Source organism: Actinoplanes sp. ATCC 53533 (genome assembly GCF_003947245.1).
Genome location: NZ_QHHV01000401.1, coordinates 1 through 2,549, shown reverse-complemented (window position 1 = coordinate 2,549; position 2,549 = coordinate 1). Strand labels below are relative to the sequence as shown.

Annotated in this window: 2 protein-coding genes and 1 pseudogene; all 3 read left to right on the top strand. The window is 69.2% G+C overall.

From position 1 onward, the window contains the following. Positions 1–1,349 (top strand): F0F1 ATP synthase subunit alpha (gene atpA / locus DMB66_RS58235; protein WP_125812521.1); only part of this gene is annotated, 1,349 nt, incomplete at its 5' end. Between the two features lie 3 nt (positions 1,350–1,352). Further along, positions 1,353–2,282 carry a F0F1 ATP synthase subunit gamma gene (locus DMB66_RS58230; RefSeq protein ID WP_125812520.1) on the top strand — a complete coding sequence of 310 codons (930 nt, stop codon included), beginning with the start codon at positions 1,353–1,355 and terminating at the stop codon, positions 2,280–2,282. Further along, positions 2,282–2,549, top strand: a pseudogene (locus DMB66_RS58225) (F0F1 ATP synthase subunit beta); the annotation flags it as partial. The gene DMB66_RS58230 and the pseudogene DMB66_RS58225, both read left to right, overlap by 1 nt.

Here is a 2,549-nt window from a genome sequence, read left to right as displayed (position 1 = left end):
TGGGCGACGCCTACCTGGGCCGCGTCGTGAACGCGCTGGGTGAGCCCATCGACGACCGGGGCCCGATCGAGAGCGAGGGCTTCCGCGAGCTCGAGCTGCAGGCGCCGAACGTCATGTCCCGGCAGCCGGTGAAGCAGCCGCTGCAGACCGGCATCAAGGCGATCGACGCCATGACGCCGATCGGCCGGGGCCAGCGCCAGCTGATCATCGGCGACCGCAAGACCGGTAAGACCACGGTCGCGCTCGACACGATCATCAACCAGCGCGCCAACTGGGAGTCCGGCGACCCGGAGAAGCAGGTTCGCTGCATCTACGTCGCCATCGGCCAGAAGGCCACCACGATCGCCAGCATCCGGGGCACGCTCGAGGCCCAGGGCGCACTGCAGTACACGACGATCGTCGCGTCGCCGGCCTCCGACCCGGCCGGCTTCAAGTACATCGCCCCGTACACCGGCTCGTCCATCGGGCAGCACTGGATGTACAACGGCAAGCACGTCCTGATCGTCTTCGACGACCTGACCAAGCAGGCCGAGGCCTACCGCGCCGTGTCGCTGCTGCTGCGCCGCCCGCCGGGCCGCGAGGCATACCCGGGTGACGTCTTCTACCTGCACAGCCGCCTGCTGGAGCGCTGCGCCAAGCTCTCCGACGACCTCGGTGCGGGCTCGATGACCGGTCTGCCGATCATCGAGACGAAGGCCAACGACATCTCGGCCTACATCCCGACCAACGTCATCTCGATCACCGACGGCCAGATCTTCCTCGAGGCCGACCTGTTCGCCTCGGGTGTGCGCCCGGCCATCAACGTCGGCACCTCGGTGTCGCGGGTCGGCGGCTCGGCGCAGGTCAAGGCCATGCGGCGGGTCTCCGGCCGGCTCCGCCTCGACCTGGCCCAGTTCCGTGAGCTGGAGGCCTTCTCGGCCTTCGCCTCCGACCTGGACAAGGCGTCGCGGGCCCAGCTGGACAAGGGCGTACGCCTGGTCGAGCTGCTCAAGCAGCCGCAGTATTCGCCGTACTCGGTGGCCGAGCAGACCATCATCATCTGGGCCGGCACCACCGGCCAGCTCGACGACATCCCGGTCGGCGACGTCCGCCGGTTCGAGGGCGAGCTGCTCGACTGGATCAAGCGCAACCGCAACGACGTCTTCACGGCGATCGAGTCGACGGGGCAGCTGACCGACGAGCAGGTCGAGACCCTGCAGACCGGCGTCAACGAGTTCAAGGTGCTGTTCAAGCAGGGCGAGACCGGCGGCGGTCCCGGCAACGAGGCCCCGGCCGAGCCCCTGGCCGACGGCAGCGAGAGCCGGGAGACGGTGACCCGCGAGGTCCGTCCCGAGTCGGACAAGAGCTAAGCCATGGCCGGTCAGGTACAGGCACTTCGGCGGCGCATCCGCACCGTCAAGTCCACCAAGAAGATCGCCAAGGCGCAGGAACTGGTCGCGACCAGCCGCATCGCCAAGGCGCAGGAACGGGTGAACGCCTCCAAGCCGTACGCGGAGGCGATCACCCAGGTGCTCACGGCGCTGGCGTCCAACGCGTCGGTCGACAACCCGCTGCTGCAGGCGCGCGAGCGCGTGCAGCGCGCGGGTGTCCTGCTGGTCACCAGCGACCGGGGCCTGGCCGGCGCCTACAACGCCAACGCGATCCGCACGGCGGAGCAGCTCATGGCGCGCCTCCGGGCGGACGGCAAGGAAGTGGCGCTGTACATCGTCGGCCGCAAGGGCGTCGGGTATTACCGCTTCCGGAACCGTCCGATCGAGACGAGCTGGACCGGCTTCTCCGAGCGGCCTTCGTTCGCCGACGCCCGCACCATCGGCAACGCGCTGCTCGAGGCGTTCGTCGCGGGCGCGGACGACGAGGACGGGGAGTACGGCCCGGACGGCATCCAGGGTGTCGACGAGCTGCACATCGTGAGCACCCAGTTCAAGTCGCTCATGACCCAGACCGCGGAGGCTCGCTTCCTGGCGCCGATGCAGGTCGAGGAGCGCGAGCGGGAGCCCGGGCTGCGGCCGGCCTACGAGTTCGAGCCCGAGGCCGAGGAGCTGCTGAACGCGCTGCTGCCGAAGTATCTCAACACGCGGATCTACGCGGCGTTGCTGAGCTCGGCGGCCAGCGAGTCGGCGTCCCGGCGCCGGGCGATGAAGAGCGCGTCGGACAACGCGGACGACCTGCTCAAGCGGTACACGCGCGAGATGAACTCCGCGCGGCAGGCTGCGATCACCCAGGAAATCAGTGAGATCGTCGGCGGCGCCAACGCGCTGGCCGCGGCGGGAAGTGATGGATGATGACTGCTGTAGCTGAGCCCACCAAGACGCAGGCCGGTGTCGGCCGCGTAGTCCGGGTCATCGGCCCGGTCGTCGACGCCGAGTTCCCCCGCGACGCGATGCCCAATATCTACAACGCGCTGCACGTCGACGTGACCCTCTCCGGGGGCACCAAGACGCTGACCCTCGAGGTGGCGCAGCACCTGGGCGACAACGTCGTCCGCGCGATCTCGATGCAGCCCACCGACGGCCTGGTCCGCGGTGCCGCGGTCACCGACACCGGCGAGT

Coding starts and splice junctions, on each gene's coding strand:
- DMB66_RS58230 (WP_125812520.1), top strand. CDS start 1,353: ATGGCCGGTCAGGTACAGGCACTTCGGCGGCGCATCCGCACCGTCAAG.